At 44.7% G+C, this 4,434-nt stretch carries 4 protein-coding genes; 3 read left to right on the top strand and 1 reads right to left on the bottom strand.

From position 1 onward, the window contains the following. The first annotated feature begins 114 nt into the window (after positions 1-114). Both A3751_RS10555 and A3751_RS10550 read left to right on the top strand, forming a co-directional pair. Entirely contained in the window at positions 115-525 is a 411-nt protein-coding gene (locus A3751_RS10555) for a rhodanese-like domain-containing protein (protein ID WP_082863186.1), read from the top strand. Positions 526-579: 54 nt separating this feature from the next. Next, on the top strand, positions 580-2,442 hold the full coding sequence (locus tag A3751_RS10550; RefSeq protein WP_068455516.1) for a methyl-accepting chemotaxis protein: 1,863 nt from the start codon (positions 580-582) through the stop codon (positions 2,440-2,442). A 278-nt stretch (positions 2,443-2,720) separates the two neighbouring features. On the opposite strand, the gene A3751_RS10545 is transcribed toward A3751_RS10550, so the two are convergent. Continuing rightward, positions 2,721-3,446, bottom strand: a complete 726-nt coding sequence (locus tag A3751_RS10545; protein WP_068455513.1) for a nitroreductase — start codon at positions 3,444-3,446, stop codon at positions 2,721-2,723. A 253-nt stretch (positions 3,447-3,699) separates the two neighbouring features. Here A3751_RS10545 and A3751_RS10540 point away from each other — a divergent pair. Further along, on the top strand, positions 3,700-4,434 hold a 735-nt coding region (locus A3751_RS10540; RefSeq protein WP_068455519.1), incomplete at its 3' end, for an exodeoxyribonuclease III.

Below are 4,434 nucleotides of genomic sequence, written 5' to 3'. Positions count from 1 at the left end.
ATACGTAGGCCTCAGAATCTAAAATATATGGAATAAAAGTAGATCTGTACTTTAATTAGGGCGCATGAATTGCCACATGGATGTGGATTACTTGAAAACAAATGAGGTACTCATATGAAAAATATCGTTTCAATACTCACTTTGGTTTTTAGCCTATTGTCTATACAGGCTTTTGCTGGCGATTTATCTCCAGAAACCATTGATGGTGCAACAACAGTTGATACAGAAAAAGCAAAATCATTATTCGATGGTGGCGCGCTTTTCGTTGATACACGGAAGAATTCAGACTGGGACGCAGGCCGTATTCCAGATGCAGTTCACCTAGAACTAAAAAGTAACTTTACTGAAGCGTCTTTAGGCGGCGAAGCAGCGAAAGATGAGCCAATTGTTTGCTACTGTAATGGTCACAAATGTATGCGTTCATCAAAATGTAGTGCAAAAGCTGTTGAGTGGGGTTACTCAAAAGTTTACTACTATCGTGATGGCTTCCCAGCATGGAAGGCAGCAAGTAATCCTGTAGAGTAATTAAATAAGGCCTAGTTTTACCTAACCTTTCTGTACACGAGTAGAGTTAAAGTTATGAATCTGCGACTCCGTATTACCATCGCATCCTTTGTGTGTGTCGCTGTTGTTTCAGTTGGCCTGTTAGCTAGTGCCGAGCTAATTAGCCAATCATGGTTAGACCGCTTAGAGTCAACCACCCTAAGAAGCAACGAAGTACTCTGGAACAAGATTGTTACTAGCCAACAAGATTCGATGGAGGCAGGCTTATCGGCCATTACACGGGATCGTAAGATTCGTAAATTAATCAAAGCCGGCAATATGGAAGATTTAGAAGAGGAAGCCGCTCCGACATTCCGTCGCTTGAGCGCTTCGAATGTAATAACGAAACAACAGATTACAGATCTTAAAGGGCAAGTAATCCTCTCCTTTCCCGAGTCTAAATCAGGTCTTTCAGACAAGCAATTAGTGAAACAAGTTCTCGCCGAAGGCACAGTATTTAGAGGTATTGAGCGCGATAACGGTGAACTAATGATTGAACTTGCCTTCCCCATCTTACAGCGTGGCAAAATCATAGGCGCTGGCATGTTTATGAAGGACTTACAAAGCGCACTAGACGACTTTAAGTTGAATAACCAGTCAGAGATTTCTGTATTTAGTGCCGACGGCACGATGGAAGCGAGCACCAATGAAGAACTCGTTAATATGCTCGACTTCAGCTTGCCGGAGATAGGACGGCTTGATTATCAAGAAGCCTCAGCCAACAAGAAACACTATGGAGTTTCCATCACCCCTATTTTGGACCCTCAGGGGCAAGCGCTCGCACATTTAGTGGATGTGCAGGATCATACCATTTCGATCGCATCAGCTAATTCAATTTCAAATATAAGTTACTTAGCTATCGTACTAATATTAGTTGGCGTTGCTTCCTTTTTTAGTTGGTATATTCGCCGAGCATTCAAACCTGTTGAACAAGCCGTTAAGACCATGGAGCAGATTTCCAATGGCGATTTGAGTATGCAAATCTCCTTCGATTCCAGTGACGAAGTTGGCCGGCTTTTACAGGCAATGGCATCGATGGTAAATAGCCTAAGAGACATGATCGGTCGCTTGCTTTCTATGACTGAGCATTTGGGTCATTCCTCTGCGGGTATACGGCAACAAGCGGATGAGAGCAAAGACGGTGTTGACATGCAATTGCTCGAAACTGAACAAGTCGCCACTGCGATGAATGAAATGAGCGCTACCGTTAGTGAGGTCGCCAGTAATGCAGCATTAGCTGCAGAGTCAGCAACAGAAACAACTTCTAGCTCTCAAGAAGGGAAAGTCATAGTCGATACCGCGATTAGCTCTATACATGCCTTGCACAAAGACATTCAAAATTCAGCAGATGCCATTCGAAACCTTCGACAAGAAACAACAGATATTGGCGGCGTCTTAGATGTTATTCGTGGCATAGCAGAACAAACAAACTTGCTAGCGTTAAATGCCGCAATCGAAGCCGCACGAGCAGGAGAACAAGGTAGAGGTTTTGCAGTTGTTGCTGACGAAGTTCGCACACTTGCAGGTAGAACCCAACAATCTACCGAAGATATTAACGAAATGATTGAACGTTTGCAGCAAGGTGCGAATACAACTGTTGATAGCATGCAGAGCAGCTTGGATGAAGTTCAAAAAAGCGTTGACACGATTGTGCACGCTGGTGAATCTTTGGAAAAAATTACTGCATCAATCTCGCAAATTAATGGCATGAATTTGCAGATAGCAAGTGCAGCCGAAGAACAGAGTTCAGTCGCAGAAGAAATCAATAGAAATGTTGTTAAGATCAACGACGTAGCTGAAGATAGTGCTCTGCGTGTTGCTAAAACAGTAGCCGCGAGTGATGAGCTTAATAGCCTCACTCAAGAACTCAGCGAATTAATAAGCCGTTTTAAAATCTAATATAGTTAATTTTCCCGCAGTTTGTATAAAAAGAAAAATGAAGTTGAGCTATGAAAACGTTACCGAGATTAGGTATCCATTTTATGTCTGTTAACACATCAAAGCCAATGCGAATCTAGAGACTCAAAAACGTCCGCTGTGGTGTGGAAGACGACATCGCTTCAAGTGGCTCAAGGTACTTCCGACCTAAAGCATAATAAGGACACACCGGCCAGCTGATTGATACACCCTTCTTAACTTACCTGTTTGCCTAACCGTTTACCGAAATCTGCGCTCGTCTATCCGAGCGATGACGGAGAAAAACAAATCTCCTCAACCGAACGTTTATCAGGGCGATAACAATTGACCTTCTCTTCTGAGGGGTAGCCGAGGCAAAGCCCACAAATCAACTTATACGGTCGATCAATTTTAAAGAACGGTCGAATACTTTTACCCCACATTGCAACGGAAGCCTGAGCACACGTACCAAGGCCGCGATCTGTTGCTGCAAGCATCAGATTTTGTAAAAACATTCCTGTATCTAAGGCACTGGCGGTCGCTCGATCTCCGTGAACGAAGATAAACATCGCCACAGGCGCGCCGAAGAATTGAAAGTTCTGCCGAATAAAAGCATCCCTTTTTGCTCTCTCGCCACGTTTTATTTCCAGTAGCTCGTATAAGCCCTTGCCGCATTGAAACGCCTTATCCCGCAGATCCTTGGGATACTTCAGCTCGGCTTTGAAGTCACCATTTGGCAGCGCTCCGCTGAGTGCACCCTTAATCAGTTTTCTGGGGCCGCTCAAATCTTGAAGCGCCGAAATCCGATCAAAGCGGTCAACAAGCTCAGCCGCGATTTGATCTTTTAGCTCACCTTTCGCAATAGCCACACGATAAGACTGTGTATTCGAGGAACTCGGTGCTTGAAGCGCATCGCTCAACAGCGAATGTATCAGCTCGTCACTCACATCCTGATCTGTAAAAGAGCGCGTGCTGTGTCGACCGCGCAGAACATCTTGAAACTCCATACTTATCCTTATCAGTAGATCGCGTATGCAGACTAAGAAATTCACCAGCAAAAGAAAAGGCTAAAAGCCGTTGTTGAGCATGGAACAAACTGTTGCTGTAAAGTGTTTCTAGATGCTGCATGGCGGTGTAAACTGCGCAGCGGCTGGAGCGCCACTCAATTATCTTGAGATAGTGCTAAACAGCTTTTAGAGAGTTTTGAGATCGCTTTTAGATCGCTTTTAGATCGCTTTTAGATAGTCACGGGAGAAAAATGTGCGTTTAGTATCGTGGAATGTAAATGGTATTCGGGCAGTAATGAAAAAAGACTTCCTCGAGAGCATGGCGACCATGCAACCAGACGTACTTTGCTTGCAGGAAACCAAAGCCCAGGATGATCAGGTTCGTGAAGCCCTTGCCGAGCTTGAGGGTTATCACATCTACTCAAATTCAGCGGTTAAAAAAGGCTATTCGGGTACCGCCATTCTCACAAAGCAGGAACCTATTTCCGTCACCTATGATCTCGGTATAGAAGAGCATGACACCGAAGGCCGGGTTATTTGTGCCGAATACGATGACTACTACCTCGTTACGGTGTACACCCCTAATTCGGGCAGCGAACTAAAGCGCCTCGCTTATCGGCAAACCTGGGATTCCGCCTTTCTTGAATATCTCAAAACGCTCGAGAAAACCAAGCCAGTCGTTGTTTGCGGTGACTTGAACGTTGCGCACAAAGATCTAGATCTTGCTCGCCCTAAGCCTAATTACAACAAGAGCGCAGGCTATATGCAGGAAGAAATTGATGGCATGGATAATTATCATGCGGCGGGCTTTGTTGATAGTTTCAGGGCGCTAAACCCAGAGTTGGGCGAGAAATACACATGGTGGAGCTACAGGGCTGGCGCACGTCAACGCAATATTGGGTGGAGGATTGATTACTTTCTCGTTTCTGAAGTCTTACAGGGCAATATCAAAAGCGTAGATATTTTTGATCAAATCATGGGCTCTGAC

This window comes from Oleiphilus sp. HI0080, assembly GCF_001635135.1.
Note: the sequence above shows the minus strand (reverse complement) of the source record. Positions and strands in the feature narration are given on the sequence as shown.